At 23.3% G+C, this 22,002-nt stretch carries 19 protein-coding genes; 10 read left to right on the forward strand and 9 right to left on the reverse strand.

Going from position 1 to position 22,002, the window contains the following annotated elements:
• Nucleotides 1-73 precede the first annotated feature (73 nt).
• The 3 genes from uvrC to der are packed head-to-tail and all read right to left on the reverse strand — an operon-like array spanning nt 74 to nt 4,138.
• Nucleotides 74-1,828, reverse strand: coding sequence for an excinuclease ABC subunit UvrC (gene uvrC / locus UPA3_RS02000; protein WP_010891756.1), 1,755 nt, complete (start codon nt 1,826-1,828; stop codon nt 74-76).
• Complete coding sequence (locus UPA3_RS02005; protein WP_006688719.1) at nt 1,828-2,802, reverse strand: NAD(P)H-dependent glycerol-3-phosphate dehydrogenase; 975 nt, start codon at nt 2,800-2,802, stop codon at nt 1,828-1,830. Before UPA3_RS02005 ends, uvrC begins: the two co-directional genes overlap by 1 nt.
• Nucleotides 2,803-2,809: 7 nt before the next feature.
• Complete coding sequence (gene der / locus UPA3_RS02010) at nt 2,810-4,138, reverse strand: ribosome biogenesis GTPase Der (RefSeq protein WP_006688696.1); 1,329 nt, start codon at nt 4,136-4,138, stop codon at nt 2,810-2,812.
• Between the two features lie 135 nt (nt 4,139-4,273).
• Between der and UPA3_RS02015 the strand changes: the two genes are divergently transcribed.
• The 9 genes from UPA3_RS02015 to UPA3_RS02055 all read left to right on the forward strand — a co-directional run bounded on the left by UPA3_RS02015 (nt 4,274) and on the right by UPA3_RS02055 (nt 17,865).
• Entirely contained in the window at nt 4,274-5,371 is a 1,098-nt protein-coding gene (locus tag UPA3_RS02015) for a ComEC/Rec2 family competence protein (RefSeq protein ID WP_006688634.1), read from the forward strand.
• 75 nt (nt 5,372-5,446) lie between these two features.
• A complete protein-coding gene (gene mraZ, locus UPA3_RS02020) occupies nt 5,447-5,884 on the forward strand; it encodes a division/cell wall cluster transcriptional repressor MraZ (RefSeq protein ID WP_010891757.1) in 438 nt (145 codons plus the stop codon).
• Entirely contained in the window at nt 5,874-6,800 is a 927-nt protein-coding gene (gene rsmH, locus UPA3_RS02025) for a 16S rRNA (cytosine(1402)-N(4))-methyltransferase RsmH (protein ID WP_010891758.1), read from the forward strand. Before mraZ ends, rsmH begins: the two co-directional genes overlap by 11 nt.
• 18 nt (nt 6,801-6,818) lie before the next feature.
• Complete coding sequence (locus tag UPA3_RS02030) at nt 6,819-8,000, forward strand: hypothetical protein (RefSeq protein WP_006688645.1); 1,182 nt, start codon at nt 6,819-6,821, stop codon at nt 7,998-8,000.
• A gap of 95 nt (nt 8,001-8,095) precedes the next feature.
• Nucleotides 8,096-8,971 carry an Abi family protein gene (locus tag UPA3_RS02035; RefSeq protein WP_010891759.1) on the forward strand — a complete coding sequence of 292 codons (876 nt, stop codon included), beginning with the start codon at nt 8,096-8,098 and terminating at the stop codon, nt 8,969-8,971.
• Between the two features lie 4 nt (nt 8,972-8,975).
• Nucleotides 8,976-12,830 carry a DUF4011 domain-containing protein gene (locus tag UPA3_RS02040; protein WP_006688704.1) on the forward strand — a complete coding sequence of 1,285 codons (3,855 nt, stop codon included), beginning with the start codon at nt 8,976-8,978 and terminating at the stop codon, nt 12,828-12,830.
• Between the two features lie 60 nt (nt 12,831-12,890).
• Complete coding sequence (locus tag UPA3_RS02045) at nt 12,891-13,706, forward strand: hypothetical protein (protein ID WP_006689065.1); 816 nt, start codon at nt 12,891-12,893, stop codon at nt 13,704-13,706.
• A 106-nt stretch (nt 13,707-13,812) separates the two neighbouring features.
• The gene (locus UPA3_RS02050) at nt 13,813-15,927 is read left to right on the forward strand and encodes an ATP-dependent Clp protease ATP-binding subunit (protein ID WP_006689023.1); all 2,115 of its coding nucleotides are present in this window, start codon (nt 13,813-13,815) and stop codon (nt 15,925-15,927) included.
• Nucleotides 15,928-16,080: 153 nt separating this feature from the next.
• Entirely contained in the window at nt 16,081-17,865 is a 1,785-nt protein-coding gene (locus UPA3_RS02055) for an ABC transporter permease (protein ID WP_006688987.1), read from the forward strand.
• A 29-nt stretch (nt 17,866-17,894) separates the two neighbouring features.
• Here the strand turns inward: UPA3_RS02055 and UPA3_RS02060 are convergent, their stop codons facing one another.
• Genes UPA3_RS02060 through UPA3_RS02080 form a run of 5 tightly spaced genes read right to left on the reverse strand, consistent with a single transcriptional unit; the run spans nt 17,895 to nt 20,158 of the window.
• A complete protein-coding gene (locus UPA3_RS02060; RefSeq protein WP_006688628.1) occupies nt 17,895-18,242 on the reverse strand; it encodes a holo-ACP synthase in 348 nt (115 codons plus the stop codon).
• Between the two features lie 4 nt (nt 18,243-18,246).
• Nucleotides 18,247-18,546: a DivIVA domain-containing protein gene (locus UPA3_RS02065; RefSeq protein ID WP_006688558.1), complete on the reverse strand. Its 300-nt coding sequence runs from the start codon at nt 18,544-18,546 to the stop codon at nt 18,247-18,249.
• Nucleotides 18,547-18,596: 50 nt separating this feature from the next.
• Nucleotides 18,597-18,878, reverse strand: coding sequence for a hypothetical protein (locus UPA3_RS02070; protein ID WP_006689080.1), 282 nt, complete (start codon nt 18,876-18,878; stop codon nt 18,597-18,599).
• Nucleotide 18,879: 1 nt separating this feature from the next.
• Entirely contained in the window at nt 18,880-19,158 is a 279-nt protein-coding gene (locus tag UPA3_RS02075) for a hypothetical protein (protein WP_006688482.1), read from the reverse strand.
• Between the two features lie 49 nt (nt 19,159-19,207).
• Nucleotides 19,208-20,158, reverse strand: coding sequence for a ribonuclease HIII (locus tag UPA3_RS02080; protein ID WP_006689032.1), 951 nt, complete (start codon nt 20,156-20,158; stop codon nt 19,208-19,210).
• Nucleotides 20,159-20,257: 99 nt separating this feature from the next.
• Between UPA3_RS02080 and UPA3_RS02085 the strand changes: the two genes are divergently transcribed.
• The gene (locus UPA3_RS02085) at nt 20,258-20,863 is read left to right on the forward strand and encodes a hypothetical protein (protein WP_006688702.1); all 606 of its coding nucleotides are present in this window, start codon (nt 20,258-20,260) and stop codon (nt 20,861-20,863) included.
• A 92-nt stretch (nt 20,864-20,955) separates the two neighbouring features.
• On the opposite strand, the gene UPA3_RS02090 is transcribed toward UPA3_RS02085, so the two are convergent.
• Nucleotides 20,956-22,002 carry an iron ABC transporter permease gene (locus UPA3_RS02090; protein WP_010891760.1) on the reverse strand — a complete coding sequence of 349 codons (1,047 nt, stop codon included), beginning with the start codon at nt 22,000-22,002 and terminating at the stop codon, nt 20,956-20,958.

Here is a 22,002-nt window from a genome sequence, read left to right on the forward strand (position 1 = left end):
AAAATATTTATCTTATCTTCTAAAGAAAACTCTTTTTGATAAGGGATTTGAAGGAATAATATATAAAAAAGAATTATATTTTATTTAGTTTTTCACGTAAATTAACTAAGACATTTTTAGGTAAAAATTGTAATAATTCTTGATCAGATGCACTTTTTAAATCATTAATGCTATCATAATATTTTAAAAGTTCATTAAAACGTTTTTTACCTAGACCTTGAACATTATCTAATAAAGAATTAAAAATAGATTTTGTGTGTTTATCTCTTAAAAACGAAATTGCATAATTGTGAACATCATTTTGCATATTTGCTAAGAATTTATATAAAATACTTTTACGATCTAAAACAATTTCATCGCCATTAGTTAAAACAATGGCATCAGTTTTGTGTTTTTGATCTTTTTTTAGTCCTATTAATGGAATGTTTATTTGTAACTGTGCTAACGCATATAAAGCTGCATTAACTTGTAACTTTCCCCCATCTACTACAATTAGATTAGGTAATTTTTGATGTTGTGAAACTAATCGTTGATAACGTCGTGTGATAACTTCAATCATAAAATGATAATCAGAAGCATTTTTAGTTGTCATTAAATTATATTTACGATTTAATTTGTTATTTAATTTACCGTTTTGATAAACAATCATCCCAGCAATTGGTAAACTTAAATTAATATTAGAATTATCAAAACACTCAATGATATTTAAATCTGGTAATTTTAAAATTTGTTTTAATTGATTTAAAGCATCATCTAATTCATTTTGTTTATTAATTACATTTTTAATATTAGATTCAAAATACAAAATAGCATTATCAAGAGCTAATTTAAGAATTCGTTTATGAAATTTTGTTTGCGCATTAATAAATTTTGTGTGAAAACGTTGTGATAAAGCTAATAAATTATCATCATCTAAACTTACAATAATTTTTGAACTAATTTTATTTTGTGAATAGTATTGCATTAAAAATGAGGTTATTAATTCATTAATTTCATAATCATAAATGGCAAATGTATCAGCACTTTTATTTAATAATTTGCCTTTAACATAATTAAAAATTATAATTACTAAATAATTATTTTTTTCATAAAAACCGATGATATCGAAACTTTCATTATTATCCAATTGCACTAATCCTGAATTAATAATTGAAGTAAGTGCTTTTTGTTGCTCAGCGTATTTTTGAGCATTTTCAAAATCTAATTTAGTAACTGCATGTTGTTCTTTAGTTTGTAGAATCATTAAAATGTGATCTAAATTACCTTTAAAGATTTCTTTAACTTCACTGATTGCTTCTTGATATGTTGATTGTTGAACTTGATTAATACATTGATGCAGGTCATAATAAATACATTTTTTATATGGTTGATGATTACATTTATTAAATGGAAAAATACTATTTAATAAATTAAATAATTGATATTTATTTGTGCTATCAGCTAATGGCCCAAAATAAATTCCTTTATTTTTATCATAAGTACGAACATATTTTAAACGGGGATATTGTTCATTTGTAATCATGATATAAGGATAGTTTGAACCATCTTTTAATAAAATATTATATTTTGGAAGATGTGTTTTAATTAAATTGTTTTCTAAGATTAAAGCTTCGTTAACATTATTAACGACAATATATTCAAGATCATTAATGTTATTAACTAATTTACTTGTTTTATTGTCTTTACAACCATTAAAATATGAATGGGTTCGATTATATAAATCTTTCGCTTTACCAATGTAAATAATTTGATTGAATTGATCTTTTCATAAATAACAACCAGGTTTGTGAGGAATCAGTTTTAGTTTATTTTTTAATAAATCATTCATTAACAAAAACTTTTATCAAATAAATCCTGGGGATTTAAGGCGTTAATAATTACCTTATATAAATTTTGGAAAAGTGGAGCACTAATTTGATTTGTTTTAATAATTTCATAAATAACTTTGATGTTATTTAAACCTTCAATAGTCTGTTGTTTATTTACTAAAGCTTCTTGTACGCCTTGTTGTGCAATCAGTAAACCAAAACTAAAATTACGTGATTTTTGATCAGTACAAGTTAAAATTGTATCACCAATAAAAAAGTATTCTAACGGATTGACTTTTTTGTGAAAAATTTTCTCTAAAATTAGTTGCATTTCATTGATTCCTTTAGTTAAAAAAGCTACTAAAGAATTATTTGAATTTTGTAATCCATAAATGATACCACAACCTATTGCTAATGCATTTTTAAAACAAGAAATATAATTAGCAGCATCAAACTGTTTAGATAAAATGCATTTAAATCAATTGTTTTCAAATTCTTCTTTAACTTTTATAAGGGCGTTTGAATTATTGCCTACTAAATTAACGACTGTTGGTTTTTTTAAAAAAACATCAATTGCAAATGAAGGGCCAACTAATCCAACTAAGGCTTTAATTTTTAAATTTTGTTTAATATAATCACACCATGATGATTTTGTTTCAAGATTTAATCCTTTCGCTGCATTAACAACAATAGTTTTTGATAAATTAAAAATTTTGATATTATCAACAAAGTTTTTAATAGCAAATGAAGGAATAGCAATGATGATAAAATCATATTGATTCTGAAGTGCTAAATTAATATCCAAATATGTATTATTAATTGGTAAATCTAATTTTTGATCCTGAAAATATTTCTTATTTTTTTGATTTTCTTTCAAATCATTAAGCTCATTTTCATTAATTCCATAAACATCAACAATATGAGAATTTGAAACTAAAACTTGTGTTAAAGCACTTCCAAAAGCTCCGCTTCCAACAATTAAAATTTTACTCATTATTATTTTATTCTCCTCGTAATTTTTTATTTTTATCTTGTCAATATAATGTTATTGGTACACTATCAAATCCAAAAGCTTTACGAATTTCATTTTCAATATATCGAGCATAGCTAAAGTGCAAAAATTTAGGGTTATTACATTTTAAAACAAAAGTAGGGATTTGTGATTGTACTTGAACGATATATGAAATACTGATTCTCCCTCCTTTAAATGGTGGTGGTTCTTGAAAAGCATTTGCTTTAATAACAACATCATTTAATAATGAAGTTGCAATTTTGCGCATTGCTTGCTCACGAACGAATTCAATTGCTTCAAAAATAGTGTGAATTCTTTTATTGTCTAAAGCACTAACAAAAACAATTGGTGCTCATGATAAATACTTAAATTGTGAACGAATCTGTTTTTTTACCATTTCCATTGTATGACTATTTTTGTTAATAATATTATCTCATTTATTAACAATAATAATTGTTGGAATATTTGCATTATATGCTAAACCACCAACAACTTCATCTTGTTCTTTAAAAGGTTCAGATCCATCAAGTACTAATAAAATTAATTGGGATCTTTCAATTGCTTTTTTAGTTCGTAATACAGCATATTTTTCAACAGATTCGACAATTTTACCTTTTCGTCGTATTCCTGCAGTGTCAATGATTGTATATTTTTTATTATAGTAATTAAAATCATTATCGATTGAATCACGTGTTGAACCTGCTTCAGCATTAACAATTACTCTTTGCTCACCTAAGATGGTATTTGTTAGTGAACTTTTACCAACATTTGGTCTTCCAATAATGCAAAATTTAAAGCGTTCTTGTTTTTCTAAATTATTTTGTATAGGCATATCTTTTACTAATTCATCTAAAAGATCACCCATTCCTATTCCATGCTCAGCTGAGATTTTAAAAAATTTACCAAACCCAAACGAATATAGTTCTCCTTCATTAAGATAATATTTTTCTGATTCGATCTTATTTATAACTAAAATAATTTTTTTATCTTTAGCTTTTTCTTTTAACATTTTAGCTATTTTTTTATCATCATTATTAATTCCATCTTTTGCTGAGACTAAAAAAATAATTGTATTTGCTTCATTAATCGCAAATAAAACTTGTTCATTGATGTTATCTTGATAAGTATCTTTTGAGCTAATTATACCTCCTGTATCAATCAACATAAAGCTTCGCGTTAATCAATTACCAATATCATATATTCGATCTCTTGTTACTCCTGGCTGATCGTCAACAATTGATTTACGGCGCATTAAAATACGATTAAATAATGATGATTTACCAACATTTGGCTTTCCGACAATAGCAATAGTTCGCATAGATTATTCCTTTTTAATCACAAACATTATATGTAATTATAATAAAAAACAATTTAATAATGTTTGATTAAGCTTTCATATTTTGAATATAAATTATTTCTTTATTTGGCAAACATTTAAATAAAGGGTGGTTTTGTGATTAATAATTTATTTAAAACTAAAAATTATTATATTAGTTTTTTAATTTTAGCAACTAGTATTGCTTGCTGTTTCTATTATAATAATTTTTGAATTTTAATAGTTAATATTTGTCAATTTTATTGATTATATTCAATTAAATTTAATTATAAAATTATCATTTTAATCATTATATTCAGCGCTTTATGTATTATTTTGTGTTTATTAATTCACAAAGATTTTAATATACATTTTTTAGTTATAAATATCGAAAAAAAATATAATTACTCGTTACGAACACAAATTTTAATATATCTTAGTAAAAAGTACTCAAATGAAAATACTTTAATGTTAATTAAATTAATGATTTTTAATGAAAAGATTAACAGTGATTTTAAGCAAATTTTATATGATCTTAATATCGCTCATTTATTTATTGTTTCAGGATTGCACTTGAATTTATTTATTCTAATCATTAATAAGATTTTTTCTAAACGATGACCCAAAACAAGTTTTTTAATAGGAATATTATTTTTACTTTTTTATGGATATTTACTTGAATTTTCAATTGGTTTTATTCGAGTTTTTATTATGCATATTTTATCAATTAAATTTTTTCAAAAAATTTCTAAAATGGATAAATTGGCAATTAGCGGAATGTTAATTGGTTGTTTAAGTATTTATAATTTATCGATTTTGAGTTTTATTTTTGCATATTTAGCTTTATTTTGCATTTACCTTATTAATATTTTTATAAAGAACAATTCGGTATTAAAAAATATTTACATAAATTTGTATATTTTATCAATCACTTTTGTCATTTCAATCAATTTAAACCAAAAAATCAATTTTTTAAGTATTGTTTTTGGTTATGTAATGAATTTACCAATTCTTTTTGTATATCAAATACTTTTTTGATTAATGTTTATTCCTCATTTTGAATTAATTTTAGATTTATTTACTAATACATTAGTAAAATCTATTTATTTTATTAGTGAAATTGATGCGAGTATTCTAATTAAAGCTTACGTAAAAATTGTTACGATTTTTTATACGACTATTTGAATAACAACTTCTCTTTGAATTTATTATAAAAAAATATTAAAAAAAGTATAAGAGTATACTATTTTTCAAATTCGTGATATATAATATAGTTGCCAAGTGTAAAAAAGTGGGGAAAAATGTATAAAAATGTTTATTGGTACTTATAATCATTCAATTGATTCAAAGAATCGTATGTTAGTTCCATCAAAAGTTAAAGCAACATTAGGTGAAGCCATTTTTGTTTATTTATCACTTGGTTTTGATGGAAATATAGATATGAGATTAGAGAGTGAATTTAATCAATTCGTTAACAATATTAATAATTTATTAATTGGTTCAAAAGAAGCGCGAAATCTTACAAGATTAATATTAAGCCAAACTTATAAAATAGAAATCGATAGTGCGTCAAGAATTTTAATACCTCAAAACCTTATTGATAAAGCTAAAATTAAAAAAGATATTTATATTATTGGAACAAATGATCGATATGAAATTTGGGCTAAAGAAGTTTATGATGATTTTAGCTTAAATCAAGAAAGTACGCTAAGTGATTTAGCTGAAAAATTATTAATTAATGGAATTTAATCAACACATTACCGTTTTATTAAACGAAACAATCGAATTATTAAATATTAAACCAGATGGCATTTATGTTGATTGTACATTTGGTCGTGGCGGACATTCACAACTCATCTTAAAAAAACTCTCAAAAAAAGGTAAATTAATTTGTTTAGATCAAGATCAAGAAGCAATTAATTTTGCAAATAATTTATTTAAAAATAATACAAATGTAATTGTTATTAAAACAAACTTTAAAAATTTAAAATCAGCATTAAGTGCACATAAAATTTTTTATGTTGATGGCTTTATCTTTGATTTAGGTTTATCAAGTCCACAACTTGATGATCCAAAAAGAGGTTTTAGTTATCATAAGAATGCTTGATTAGATATGCGAATGGATCAATCGCAAAACTTAAATGCTCACTATATTGTTAATAATTATTCTTTTGCAAAATTAGTAAGTATTTTTAAACGATATGGAGAAATAAAATATCCAAAAATTATTGCTGATGCAATTGTTAAAGAACGCAGTATTAAAGAGATTAATACAACATTGGAATTAGTTGAAATCATTAAAAAATATTCTCCTAAAAAAAATTTATTTGAAAAAAAACATCCTGCACGTTTATTTTTTCAAGCAATTAGAATAGAAGTTAATGATGAATTAAACATTTTAGAAAAAGCATTTAATGATGCTATTTCAATGTTAAATCCCTTAGGTGTTGTGGCAATTATTAGCTTTCATAGTCTTGAAGATAAAATTGTTAAAAAGGTCTTTAATAATTATGCAAAAATTAAATTACCTAAAGAAGTCCCAATAAATAATTATGTAAATAAATATAGTTTATTGAATCAAAAAATTATGCCAAGCACCCAGGAACTAAATGATAACAATCGTTCACGATCATCTATTTTAAGGGGATTAATTAGAAATTATTAAAAATGGAGGATTTTATTTATGAACAAACCAATGTGTTTGCTTCGTTTAGATAATTATTATTTTACATTGTTGGTATTTATTTATAATGATGTAACTAAAGTTAATGATTTAATTTTTATAAAATCTATTCCAAACAATAATCAAAATAATTATGAATCATCAAATTTTTTGCAAACAGATTTAAAAATCCAACTTAATACATTGATTAACTGTTTTAAAAAAGAATTGCACATTAATTTTATTGATGAAATTATTGTTAGTTATGGTTTTAGTAGCTTTCAAACTACACATACTACTTTTTATAACTATAATGAATTTATGAAATTAAGATCAAATTTTAATAATGAACACAGTGAATTATTAAGTTCAGATCAAAAAAGTTATATAGCAGTTGATTTTGGAATAAGCCACTATTCTAAAGAAAATAGTTATAAGTTGATTTCATATTATATTTTGAAATATGATTATCAATTAATAATTGATTTGTGCCAATCATTTAATTTAAAAATTAAGCAATTTATAGTTTCACAAGCTCATTTAAACGGTTTAAAATTTGATAATGAAGATAATAAAACTTCATTATTATTAGAATTAGAAAATTTTAAAATAAATTTTAGAACTTATAATGAATATAATTTAATTAGTAATGTTATTAGTGAGACAAAAAACCACTTTTGCCTGGCTGATATCATTACTCAAACAGCACAATCATTAAATATTAATCCTAAAAAGATTGAGAGCTACTTTAATGATATTAATTATAATAATAAAAAAGTTATTGAAATTAATATTGATCCTAAAGAGTTGTTTACTTATAGTTTTATTTGTGGTGCGGATATTGAAAATACTTTTTTAAAAATTTTTAAAGAACATTTTGAAAAAAGTATTTTATCTCAATTTGATCATCCATTACTAGATTTTAATCCAAAGAATTTAGCCTTTCTTTTTATTAACACTCCTTTCAATAATTTAAATAAGATATTTTATTATTTTTTTAGTTCATATTTTAAAGAAGTTAAAATTGAAGTTTTTCAAAATAAATTTTTTATTTATTCAAATTGTTATGAATATAGTAATAGTCAAGCCCTAGCTAAGCAAGATTTTTACAATGTACATAACATGAAAAATTTTGATAGCTTTAGCAATGAAAATATCCTAACAAAGATGCATGATCAAACAATAAACATAAAAAATTTTTAATAGAAATATAAAAAGTATACAATTATTAAAAAAACTCATTTTTATGAGTTTTTTGTTTTTATAATATATGAAAGATAGGATGTGATTTTGTTTATATGGCGTTAAGTAAACACAGTATTGGTTTGATTAAAAATTTAAAGAATAAAGGATTGACTATTAAAAATAAAGAAAAATTCATTAGTTTCTTGTTTAATTATGGAGTCATAAGAGTTATAGATGGTTATTCATTTTTTTTAAAAAAAGATAATCAATATGTAAAAGGCTTAAAAAGTAAGGATTTAATTAATTTTGTTTTATTAGATCGTAAAATTGCTAATTTAATGGGTGATTGTATTATGCTATTTGAACAACAATTAAATGCTATTGTTGTTCAAAATTTTTTAAAGATCAATAATTTAAATTCAAAATATGTTATAGATATGCGAACAGATCCTTTTATAAAATTTGAATCACCAAAACATTATGAAATATTATCAGAAAATATTTACACATATGCTAATTCTTCTAATTTGTTAAGTCAATTTAATACTAACGCACAAGAAATTCCTTTAATTAATTTAGCATTATCATGAACATTAAATACCACTATTGGCTTTTATCGTGCAGTTGATAATAATGTTCAAATTAGTGTTTTAGAGTATTTTCAATTAAATCATATTACACCATTAGAATTTATTGATATTTTACATATCATAAAACATTTTCGTAATAGTATTTCTCATAACGATATGGTAATTACTAATAGTTTCAATGATAACGTAGGTGCATTTGCTAAATCATTAAAATTAAAAAGTATTAAAAAAGTAGTGGGATTTTTAGATGTTGCGGCTTTTTTAACGGCGTTTACAAACGATAAATTTCATGTTTTAAATGGTAATTTACACATCAAAATTTTACAAGCAATTAAAAAAGCAAAATTCAAAGGCGTTGTTTTAGAACATATTAATAATTTATTAGGAGTTGAAGATTAAAATTATGCAAGATCAAGGAGTAAATAACAAGGCAATTAAGCAAAAAGTCTTAAATTTACTATCAACTGATACGCGTGATAGTTGTATAAGAACACGCTTAACAAAATACCATTTAGATATTAGTCACACTTTTAATAAATATGAACTTCAAGATTTTATTGAAGGTAAAATTAACATTCTTAAAATTAGAAATTTTATTAACATCAATACGTTTGAAAATGATGTTAAAAATATAAATTCAATGGATGAATTGATTGATTATTTACAGGATTTCAATTTAAAACTAAAAGATCTTTTATCGACACGTAAAATTAATGAATGGAGCCAAGACTTTGTATTTTATAAAAATGAACGAATTGCTGATATGATTAAAGCGATTGAAAGTCAACCAAAAAAATTTGAATATTTAAGTCGTGAAGCACGCAATATTTATGCGCAAACAGGTGTTTGACCTTTATATATAGCTAAAAATTTTTTGATTGGTACAACACCTAAAGCTTCAAATATTAACGCGCCCTTAATTTTTGTTGATGTTGAGATTAAAAAATATAATGGTGAAATTTTTTTAAAACGAAAAAATACTAATTTTATTGTTAACGAAAAAATACTATCTTTTTTAAAAAATGATTATAAAAATAATATCGTTTCTTTAAATGAAATTAAAAACTTTAGTTATTTAGAAATTCAAACTCTAATTAAAAAAATAATACTAAAAGATCATTTAGAATCGATTATTAATAATAATGAATTTCTAAACTTAAAACAAAATGAAATTAATGAGCAATTTAATAACTTTTTTTTATATGATGCATATGTTTTAGGAATTTTTGAGCCCCATGGAGGAGCGATTAAAAATGACTTAGAAGTGATTATTAGTAATAATATTGATCCTTTTGACGAAGAAATAAATAATGTTAATCAACAAATTTATTATAAAAACTATCATTTTTTAGCAGAAGAAAATAAGCTTCCTTTAATCCAAATTAATCGTCCTTTAAATATTTTTCAAAAGTATGCTATTCATTCAGGATTAGTTAAAAATACTTTAATATATGGACCGCCTGGAACGGGAAAATCAGAGGTGATTGCAAGTATTATTGCAAACGTAATTAATGATTTAAAATCGATTTTAATTATTTCGGAGAAAAAAGCTGCTTTAGATGTATTACATGAAAGATTAGCTAAAATTAATTTTTTCACACTTTTTATTTATGATACAAATAATGATGATCAATTTTATAATAACATTTTTAATTTAATTGAAAAAATAGGAGGATTGCGTTTTATTGAGAATCAAGATTTAAACCAATTCAATGATTTTAAATATAAAAATAATATTATTTCAAACATTTATTATAAAAAGATTCATGAATTAAAAAAAGAAATTATTAATATTACATCTTTAATTAAAAATTTACATAATGAAAAAGATAATAATGATAATAATTTTGCTAATTATTTGTATTGATTATCACGCTTTAATGAAGTAGAAATTAGATTTATTAACGATCCATTATTGATCAATGAAATTAATAATTTAATTGAGAATTATTCTTATAATTTTGATGAAATTATTACACACGTTAAAGCTAGTTATGATTTTTTTAAAAAATATAATTATGAATTTTCTAAAAATAATTTTTTAAAATTTAAAGAAGAAAGCGAACAATTAAATAAATTACAAATTGATTTTAATTTAATTACAAAATCTTTATATCAATCACAAACTTTTCTACCACGTATTAAGTTGTTAGAAAGCTTTTTAGTTAAAAATAATATGACTTTAACAAGTCTTATATATGATGATGTTAACTTGTTAAGTAATACATATGTTGAAGCTAATGAGTTTTATACAAACTTTAATCATCTTTTAAAAGATGATTTTAAAAAATTTATTGAAGATAATATAAAAAGTCATTCATTGTTTTTTAGTCATTTAAATACTTTAAAAAATAATGAATGAACTTATGCTTTTGAGCAATATTTATTAATAAATAATCCATTTGCTAAAAAAGGTTTATTTAAAAAAATTAAAGGTGATGAAAAAAAATTATGAAAACAACTTGATCTACTTAAAATATATATTAATAATCCTTTTTTATCAAAATTTAGCTTTGATTTTTTAGAAGATTTAATCAAACAACCAATAGAGATTTTCAATGTTGAAAATCTTGTTTATTTAAATAACAAACATTTATTAAATAAAGCATACGTTAAAGATTTATATGAGAATGCTTTTGATAAGAATTTATCATATGAACTAATTTATGGCCTTAAAGATTTAAAATTAAATAGTGAGCAATATGATATTATTAAAAATTTAATTAAATATCAAAACGAAGTTTTAGTTAATTATCAATTCATTAAAAATACTGATTTTTTTAATTTGTGTAAAAAATTAAGAGATGCAAATATTCAATTTTCTAAAAATGCTGATGAAATTATTTACAATAACTATTTAGATTATTTGCAAATTAAATTAGTTACTGCTCCTAAACAAATCCAAACAAAAATTAAAGAAATTGCGCAAATTTGTCGTTTAGCAAAAAAACCTAATATTGTGAAATTTATTTTAAAATATTATGAAATTTTACGTTTTCTTTTCCCTATTTGAATTAGTAAACCAGAACTTGTTAGTGAGATGTTACCATTAATAAGTAAGAGTTTTGATTATGGAATTTTTGATGAGGCTTCTCAGATGTTTTTAGAACGTTCTTATCCTTCAATCTATCGTTGTAATATTAATATTGTTGCAGGCGATGATAAACAATTATGCCCTACTAATTTTTTTATTAATCGTCAAGAAAATGAAAACGATGAGTTTGAATTAGCAGATGTAGATGTTGCAGAAAGTTTATTAGATCGTGCTAAAACTGCTCTATGGTCAGAATATTTATTAAAAAACCACTATCGTTCTAATCGAGAAGATTTAATTAGTTTTAGTAACGATAATATTTATAATGGCGATTTACATTTTGCATCTAAAAATGGGTTATTTGATCCAGGAATGGAAATTATAGATGTTGAAGGTGTATTTGAAAATGAAAATGTTATTGAAGCACAAAAAATTATGGAGGTTTTAAAAGAACGAGCAGCCAATTATCAAAAAATTATTGTTATAACTTTTAATATCAAACAAAGTGAATTAATTGAAAATTTAATACTACAAACTTTTAGTTTTAATGATGTTGTTTATCAACGTTTTGAGAATGATGAAATTATTGTTACTAATTTAGAAAACGTTCAAGGTAATGAAGCTGATTTAGTAATTTTATCGGTTACTTATGCCAAAAATAAAGAAGGAATTTTACGCAATAATTATGGCCCATTAATGAAAAAAGGTGGTGCTAATCGGTTAAATGTAGCGATTACAAGAGCAGCAGATAAAATGATTGTTGTTAAATCAATTAAAGCTGTGGATATGATGGTTAATATTAATAATGATAATATTAGGACTTTTAAAAATTTTATTGGTTATTGTGATGAAATTGTTCATTTGACTAATCAAAATAAATTTAATGATTGTAGTCATTTTGATGAAGAATTTTTAACAAGTTTAGAAAAAACCATATTGAAAATTTTAAAAGATTATAAAAAAACAAATCAACAAATTTTATATAAACTAAAAATTGGTAATTTTAAAATCACTTTTGCTTTATATAATGAAGAAAAACAAAAAATCGATTTACTTATTTTTATAGAAGAGTTTAATGAATGAAAATCATATAATCTTTTAGAAATTTATGATCAATTTAACTTCTTAATGGATCGTGGTTATAAAACAATCGTTATTAATGATTATGAAATTTGTTTAAACTATAATCAAGTTAAAAATAATATTATTAAATTAATTGATTAATATATATTATTAAATTGTTAAAATTTATGAAATATTTATTATCTTTTCTGGAGGTTTAATTTGAATTTAAAGTCATTTGAATTTTTAAAAGGTGATGCAATTGTTGATAACCAAATAAAAAAAGCTATTAATACTAGTTTGATTAAAGCATCATTTTCATGTGCAATTATGTGTATATTAGTTCTTATTTTTGGTTTTTTAATGCGAAAATATTTATTTTATTTTTCAGATGCATCTAGTTTAATTATTAGCTCTCGTTTGATTTTTCAAATAATTACAATCATTGTTGCTACTTTATCAATTGTCTATTTTATTGTTCATTTAATCATTTACTTTAGACAAAGAAATAATTTTTTAGCTCCTAAATTTGCATGATCAATCATATTGTATCTATTGGATGGTATTACAATGTGTTTTATGATTAGTTATGTAGCGGCGATTGTAGGATTAGATTTGACGTTAATAGCCATTGGAATTAGTTTATCAATCATTGTCGCAATGGGAATACTAGGTTTTATTATGAATCATAAAATTGCTTTTAAATTAGGCATTGCTAATATCGTTTTATTTACTATTGCTACAATTGGTTCAATTATTTTATTGATTGTATTTTTTACAACGAGATATAACCATACTGGTTTTAACAAAGGTGTTATTATTGCTGACATTGTATTAAGTATTATTTGATTGCTCGCTTTAAGTATTGGTTTTGCTTCGACGATTTACATTATTAAAGTAATGGCCGAACATCATAATTTAGATAATAAAAAAATAATGCGTGATTTTACAACTTGAAATAGTTATTTACTATTTGCTTCATTCAATCGTATTTTATTATATGTAATTCGTTTGTTTTTATTGTTTAAAAGAGTATAAATATAACAGGTTTGTTTAAACCTGTTTTTTTATGACAATACATTTATTTTTTAGCACTCATTATTTTAAAGTGCTAAAATTATAATAGTAAAGTAGGTGATTATTTATGGAATTTAAACAAAAAAACTCAAACAATCCATTAGAGGAATTTGGACGTAATTTAAATAAGGAAATTTTAGATAATAAAATTGACCCCATTATCGGTCGAGATGAAGAAATTAGAAGAACCATTGAAATTCTAAGTCGTAAAACTAAGAATAATCCTGTCTTAATTGGTGAACCTGGTGTTGGTAAAACAGCAATTGTTGAGGGGCTTGCATACCGAATTGTTCATAAAGATGTTCCTTCAAACTTATTAGATAAAACAATTATTGAATTATCATTATCATCTTTAATTGCAGGCGCTAGTTATCAAGGCCAGTTTGAGGAACGAATTAATAGTATTTTAAAAGAAGTCAAAAAAGCAGATGGTAATATCATTTTGTTTATTGATGAAATACATCAAATTGTTGGTATGGGTAGAAATCAAGGTTCAAATATGGATGTTGCTAATATTTTAAAACCAATGATGGCAAGAGGAGAAATCAAATTAATTGGCGCCACAACGCTTGATGAGTATCGTTTATATATTGAAAAAGATCAGGCATTAGAACGTCGTTTTACAAAAGTTTTAGTTAACAAACCAACAATTCAAGAAACTTTAACAATAATGCGAGGTTTAAAGCCACGGTGAGAAGCCTTTCATGGGATTAAAATCCATGATAATGCATTAATTGCTGCTGTTAATTTATCTGAACGTTACATAAATGATCGTAATTTGCCAGATAAAGCTATTGATTTAATTGATGAAGCAGCTGCAAAGATTAAAACGCAAATTAATTCACAACCAATATATTTAGATGAAATTAAACGTGATTTACAACATTTACAAACTGAAAAAGCCGCTTTAGAACCAGAAAAAGATGAAAAATCAATTAAACGTTTAAATGAAATTTTAGAAAAAATTAAATTAAAACAAGATGAATTTAACAATTTAAATGATTTGTATTTAAAAGAAAAAAAGCAAATTGACGATTTAAAAAATTTACGGCAAAAAATTGAAAGAATTCAACATGATATTGAATTTTATCAATCTGAGGGTAAGTATGAAAAAGCATCAAGATTACTTTATTCAGATTTACCATTATTTGAAAAACAACGAGAAGAATTAGAAAATAAAATTAATGAGAATAATAATCAAAAAATGATTATTGATTCATTAACAGAGAATGAAATTGCTGATGTTATTGCGCGTGCTACAGGAATTCCATTAAGTCATTTATTAGCTGATGAAAAAACAAAATTATTATCGCTAAACAAACGAATTGCTAGTCATGTTATTGGTCAAGATGAAGCAGTTAAATTAATAAGTGATGCGGTAATCCGTGGTCGTGCAGGTATTAATAATCCTAACCAACCTATTGGTTCTTTCTTATTTTTAGGACCTACGGGCGTTGGTAAAACAGAATTAGCAAAAACTTTAGCAAAAGAATTGTTCAATTCAGAAAAAGCCTTAATTAGATTTGATATGAGTGAATATATGGAAAAACATAGTGTATCAAAATTAGTTGGTGCTCCACCTGGTTATATTGGTTATGAAAATGCTGGAGTTTTAACTGAATCTGTTAAACGCAAACCATATAGTATTTTGTTATTTGATGAAATTGAAAAAGCACACCCTGATATTTTAAATATTTTATTACAAATATTGGATGAAGGTAGCATTAAGGATGCTAAAAATAATGAAATTAATTTTAAAAATACAATTATTATTATGACATCTAATATTGGAGCAGAAGCTTTATTAGAAAATAATAAAACAAAGGCATTACTTGATTTACAAAAAACTTTTAAACCAGAAATTTTAAACCGAATTTCTGAAATTATTTTCTTTAATAAGTTATCAAAAGAAATCATTTTTAAGATTAGTGAAAATTTACTTAAAGAATTAGAAAATTTATTAGCTAAGCAAGATTATTTAATTAAATTTGATGATAATATTGCTCAAATCATGGTTGAAGATGCTTATAGTTCAAATTATGGTGCAAGACCTTTAAAACGATGAATTACAAAACATTTAGAAAATGAAATTGCTAAATTAATAATTGAAAATCGTATTACAAAAAACATAAATTATAAAATAAATTATGATCGTGAACTAGATCAAGTTTTAATTAAATAATAATAAAAATCACCAACAATAAAATGGTGGTTTTTTATTCCAAATATTTAATTAAAACCTTTTTTTAGTAATATAAAGTAAAAAAGATTATTTTTATTAATTAGTATTATTCTTATAATTATTATTAAATTTTTAGAAAGATAGACATTAGCAATGTTAAAAAATTATTTTCAATCAAGTTGATTATATACAACCTTTTTATCACGTTTGGTACTTTTTAAAAAAAGCACATATTTTTTAGTAGGAATTAGCTTATTTGTTAATTTAATTTTTATAATTATAAATGGTTTAAATATTGCTAATAATATAAAAACGTATTTGATTTTATTTTATCTTTTTACTAGTATTAATTCACTTTTAACAATAGTCTTTAGCACTATTAAAGCTATTAATTTATTCAAAGATTTAAAGGATGAAGGAATTGAAATTTTAGTCTTTTCAAAAAGTATTTCACGTAAAAACATTATTTTTACTAAAATAGGTTTTTTAATATTAAATATTGTTTTTTGAAGTTTAATAACTTATATTTTAAATATTATTTTTTACGTAGTAAATATAAAGAATAATAACGGTATTAATTTTTTTTATTTATATGCTTTTTTTAATTATTATTTCTGTGGATTAATTTTTGCTAGTATTGCTGCTTTAATTGTTAGTCGTTGATCAAATAAAGTTGCTATGATTATTCCAATTAGTTGTTTTCTCCCCTTTTTAATTGCTGGTGGTGTTGCTAATTTGTATTCAACATCTAAAATTAATCAAGTAGCCAAATACATGAATATTAATTATGATAAATATGATAGTAATACAATTTTAGATGTAGAAAAATTTTATTTAAATAATCATAATGATGAAGTTTATTTAATCACTAAAAATTTAAATAATCCACAATTTAGTAAACGTCAGAATTATTTTTTGAAAGCAGCGTTTGATCACGCAAAAAATGCATCGACATTTTTTCATGTCTTATCTTGATTATCTGTTCCTTATCAATTAAATAATAGTTTTTATAAGAATGATATTGATCCTTTTAGTGTTAATAGCCAACACGAAAATTATTTAGATAAATATTTTAATTATCATGGTTTAGAATCAAAATTATATGATTATAAACTTAACAAACACCCTCATTTACCACAATTTAATATTAATGAAAATCAAAAAGAATATTTTGTTCCTGGAGCTTTAAAAAATACGAGTCAATTCCCAACACTTGAGAATCGTAATTTAATTTATGCGAGAGAAAATGTAGATCGTTTTGACGTTAATTTCATTGAGGATGATAATTTATTTTCATCAACTAATGATTTTGTTGGTGAATTAAAATGAGCGGTTATTAGAAATACATTAGAATCAAAAGTTTTCAATAACTTTGCCAAAAAATTTTATGATAATTTTGATGAAGATATTGATAAACCACAAATTATTGCTGCTTATAATGATGTAATTAATGAACAATCATCAATAAATTTTTCAACAATCGTTGATGAAAATAGTATTCTATTTGCTAAAAAGATAAATAATTATTATGTTAAAAATCTTGTTGAAAAGAAAATTTATTTCATTGTAGCTTTAATGTATTATTTATATTTTAATGAGGAACGTTGAAATCTTTTAGAAAAATTATTAAAAAACGATAAAGTTATTAATTTTTATCGTCCATCATCAATAAGAATCAATGTAAATAATTATGCATATGATATTGGAGGGATTGGAAGTTATGAATTAATGAAAAAAGTAGTTAATAACAAAACTTTATATCGTTACCAACTACAAAAAAGTAATAATTATGTTTTTCAAACAGCAAAAGAAGTTTATTCTATTAAACGTGCTGATCAAATTGTTAATAAAAATTATTATTGATTAATTTGAATTTTATTTAGTACGATTTTAATTATAAGCTTGGCTTTAATTTATTTAAAACGAGATTATAAATAATTATAATTACTTACTAAAACTTAGTTTATTTAGTTCATATTATTAATTAAACCTACTACAGAAGCAACTATATAAGTTTCTGTGTATGAAATTGAAAGTTCTAACTCTTTTATTAAAATTTTATTAAGATAAACTTGGCGTTGATTCTCTGTTTTCAGAATTAAAATATCTCCATATCCATATTTTAATTTTAAAGCTTTCATAACTGCTTCTTTACAGGCAAAAACGCTTGCAAGATAGCGTTTTTTTTCCCTTGATGAATTAAGTTGAAAATAGTATTCTAATTCATTATCAATTAAAATCCGTTTTGCAAATAAAGGATTATTTAATTCTTCACGATTTCATTCAATAATATCAATTCCATGAACTAATTTCATTTTTTTATTTCCTTACCGGACGTTTCTCTCAAACATCAAAAGTGCTTTTTTTATCAACAACTTTTTCTAAAAGATCAATAAAATTATTTAGTGATGTTGTGTATTCACGTTCTTTTTCGAATTTTCTTTTATATTCATTAAGTTCTTCTATTTTTAATATTGCATTTTTATGTTCATTTATAAATATTTCTAATTCATTAATTAATTCGTCTAAAAAAACATCTACACTTTCAGGATCGTAACCAACTTTGTTAGCAACAAATTTTTTATTTTTATACTCATTAATTTTATTATCATTTACCATGCACACACCTATTGATTTAAATTATCTTCTCTACTAGTTTAAATTATAACTTAAGAATTTAAATAATAAATATTCATATAGGGAATTTTAGGACCAACTATTGTACTCATATCTACATTAATTGTTTCTATTTTAATCGAATCTATATCTTGTGAATCGTGGTTTTGTTGTGATGAACTAGCCATTACAATATTTGTTATGCCTCCAATCATAGAAATAGCTGTATTAGCAATAATTGTCCCAAATAACATTTTATTTCAAAAACCTAATGCTCCAGAAACAAGTGGCATAAATCCTCCATAAATCATGTTTTTATTAATTATTCTTTGCATATTAAAAAAATGGAGTTCCTAAACTAATCGTTGAATTCATTGGTTTTTGTGCGATTCTTGCATAAGTGCGAGCAACAGAGTTATCGATCATTTGTTGAGGATTAAATTTTGGTTGAGGGTTAAAAGCATAAACTAATTGTGAAATCATTCCTAAGAATCCAACAACTGTTTGACCTAACATTGATGAAATTAAAGCGTTATTTCACATATAATTAAAAGAGTTAGAAGTTGAAAAACCACCATAATAAACTTTTTTAAAATTATCAGATATTTTTTGCATATTGTTAATTCCTTTCTTACATTAAAAGAATTAGTTAAAAAAGAAGATTTTATTTATTTTTAATAATTTGTTGAAAGTTACTAAAGTGTTCTTTAGCGACTTGTTTTAAAATTTTTAAGCCAAATTTTTGAAAAATATTACTAGCGACGTCATTAACTAAAGGATTTGAACTTCCTAACGGGATTTTAACGTTAAATTGTTCTTCAATAATTGCAATCATTTTTAAAAACATAACACGTGCAATTATTGACGCCAAAGCTACACTTGTATAAATTGATTCGGCTTTAGGGATTAATAAGTTTGGTTCATAAGGTTGAAAATTGACTTTTTGTAAATATTGATTTCAGTTTTTTAATGAACTAAAAGCATCAACAACACTAAAAATTGAATATTTAGCGTGTTTGTGAATTTCACTTTGTAATGCTTTATAATGTAAAATAGTTTTAAGAATATGTGCATTATTGTATTCTTTAATTAATTCATTGTATTCTTTAGGATTATAAGAAACAATTGTATATGAAATCTGATTTTTAATTTGTTGATATATTTCTTGCATTTGCTGATCATTGAGTTTTTTAGAATCTATGATTTTTAAATGATTTATTTTTTTAAAATCACTTTTTTTTAAACTCACTGCGCAAACAACTATACCTCCAAATAAATCGCCAACTCCAACCTCATCAGACCCAATAATTACTTGGGCACTTTCATAAATTTCTGATTGGCTCATAACATTTTGATTATTTTTTTTAGTGTTTACTTGTTGTTTTATAACATTAAATAGTGTTAAATCTTCTCTTTTTAAAAATGTGTTTAAAAAAGAATTTATATCATGAGTATTAATAGTACATGTGTTAGTATTGTAAATAATGATTAAAGTACCATCGATCTTAAAAGTATATTTAGCATAATTATGGTTGTTATGTACTAAATATGGTCTTCATAGAATTAAGAATTTATCAACTTGATTAGATGTTAATTTAACAGAAACAATTGCCATAAAAAACCTTTTATTAATGTCTTATAATAAAATTATAAGTTTAAACGTATTTATATTGTTTATAATTAATTAAATTAGTTTAATACTAGGAGTTCGATTATGAAATTTAAGAAGTTTGATAGTAAAAAATCGATTTTACGTTTTTTACAAGTTGATGAAACAAAACGTGAAATTAATTTGTCTTTTAATGACACAACTGATTTTATTTTTTTTCTAAAAGAAATTGCTGAAGATCCTAATATTGCTAAAAAGAATGCTAAAAAATTAACTAGCTTATACATTGAAATTAGTAATAAACTGGGTAATGATGACAACACTGATTTAAGCGTTTATGAAACAAAATGTAATAATTTAATTGAAGCCTGTGTTATTGATGAAGCAATCTATTTAGTTAATATGGCAAAGAACATAGTCATTTTCTTAGCTCATAACAAACTTGATCTTTTACAAAAAGATTTTTTTGATAAATTATTATTAATAGAATCGCATTTTAATTTTGATCAAAATCTTACTTATTCATATATTAAAAACTCATCAATTGCGTTATTGATATTTCATTTAAAGCAATTTATTAACATTTATGATGAATTTTTAAACAATTTTGAAAATGTTATTAATCATAGTTTAGAAAATTCAATTTCAACTAAAAATAAATTAACCCAACAAATCAATCATTTTAATACTATAAAACGTCGTCCTTCATAATAAAACAAATAATTAAGATACAGTTGCATTATAAAAACCCTTGGATTCATAAATAATCTAAGGGTTTTTATAATTTGATATTCTTTTGTATGTTATGATCTTAAAACTTTATAAATGAAATATGGACCAATTAATAATGGTAATATAGCACCAACGTGATAAACACTCATTCCGATCAATGAAATACCAATTCAATAAGTAATTAATGTTGACAACATTCCATATATCCCTGAATTTAATATTCCGTATGTGAAACTATTATTACGACGACGCATTGCTGCATTACCCGCTAATAGACCAACATAAACAAAATCGCCTGATATTGAATAACTTGCACCTACCATTATACCAACAAAGATTAGAGCAATAAAAATTTGAAAATTAATTTTTATTCCTAATTGTTTTGCTACTTGTTGGTTAGTAGCAATAATGTTTAGTTTGTATGAGTTAAATAATAATCATAATAAGCCTAAAATAACAAAGCTTGCTGCAATAATTAATGAATTTAATGGTGCTTTTTGTACTGACCCTACAATATGGCCAACAACATAATCATTAGCGTGATAATTTAATCAACCACGAATACTTTGTGCAATTGCAATTAAAAAGAATGTTAAAATAACTCCTATTAAAATTAGTTTTTTGTAATTAAAGTTTTCTTTTTGACGTGAAACAAAGAAATATAAAACCATTAAACAACAACTCATAAACATAAAAATTCATGGTTCTTTTTTTTGTAAGATGCTTAATTCGTTTGCACTTGTAAAATCAACTGGGATACTTAAAGCACATAATAAAATTAAATTAATTGTCCCAATACCCATTATTGATACATCTGCAAAACGGTTTCGTGTGATGCGTTGTAAGACATAACTACTTACACCTAAAGCAACTCCAGTAATAATTAATTGTACAACCTCTTGTCATATTACTTTAGCTAATTCACTAAAGCCTAACTTATTAGATAAGGTAACAGAAAAAATTAAAATAATGACAACTAATAAAGCAATCAATAAAGTTATTGTTATTAACAAAGGTTTAAAATGATATGGAATAAAACTTTTTTTATTTAATTCTAAGATGTGATTTTGTCCTAATATATTTTGTTTATCTTTAAAAAAATTAAATTTCATTTTCAT

This window comes from Ureaplasma parvum serovar 3 str. ATCC 27815 (assembly GCF_000019345.1).
Taxonomy (GTDB): domain Bacteria; phylum Bacillota_I; class Bacilli_A; order Mycoplasmatales; family Mycoplasmoidaceae; genus Ureaplasma; species Ureaplasma parvum.